Below are 665 nucleotides of genomic sequence, written 5' to 3' on the forward strand. Positions count from 1 at the left end.
GTTATCAATATTTTTTTGGTAAGCAATATGCATACTATCAAAAAAGGTCTGCATAGGAGTCTTACCATAGCAATATTTACCGGAATGAGGTCTAGCTCTATTGTAAGAATGCAACCAATGATCGATCGTCATCGCATCAAAAAAGGCACGTTGGCTAATCAAGTCAACCACCATGAAGTCATTGCCCAGACCATGCATTTTGGTAAATTCTAATAACATCTGAAATTACTCCTTAAGGCAACAAACGTTCATTTTCCCAAAGTGATTCAATACTTTCTCGTTTACGAATCACATGAGATTGCTCACCATCCACCATCACTTCTGCAGCACGACCACGACTGTTATAGTTTGAGCTCATAACAAAACCGTATGCACCAGCACCCAAAACAGCAAGATGATCGATCAATCGATCAGGCTTTTTTATAGTTTAGCGTAGAACGTTTATACAGCAGTTTTTAAGGCTCTAATTTGGTCTTCATCATAACCCACCACAAATTGACCATTCTGTTCAATCACAGGACGTTTAATTAAACTGGTATGGGTTGTGAGTGCATCAATTAAATTTTGATCACTGGATAAGGCAAGCTGTTGCTCTTGTTCACTGAGTTTTTTCCATGTTGTCCCCTTTTTATTCAGCACCACATCTTTTCCTAAGCGATCTAGCC

At 38.8% G+C, this 665-nt stretch carries 2 protein-coding genes and 1 pseudogene; all 3 read right to left on the reverse strand.

Annotated elements, in window-relative coordinates:
* Positions 1-126, reverse strand: a pseudogene (locus ACJ5GX_RS03645) (IS481 family transposase); the annotation flags it as partial.
* 106 nt (positions 127-232) lie between these two features.
* Positions 233-406 carry a hypothetical protein gene (locus tag ACJ5GX_RS03650; RefSeq protein WP_495292712.1) on the reverse strand — a complete coding sequence of 58 codons (174 nt, stop codon included), beginning with the start codon at positions 404-406 and terminating at the stop codon, positions 233-235.
* A 35-nt stretch (positions 407-441) separates the two neighbouring features.
* Positions 442-665, reverse strand: a 224-nt coding sequence (locus tag ACJ5GX_RS03655; protein WP_495292713.1) for an arsenate reductase family protein, incomplete at its 5' end; no start/stop codon positions are given.

The sequence above is a fragment of the Wolbachia endosymbiont of Tuta absoluta genome (assembly GCF_059414725.1).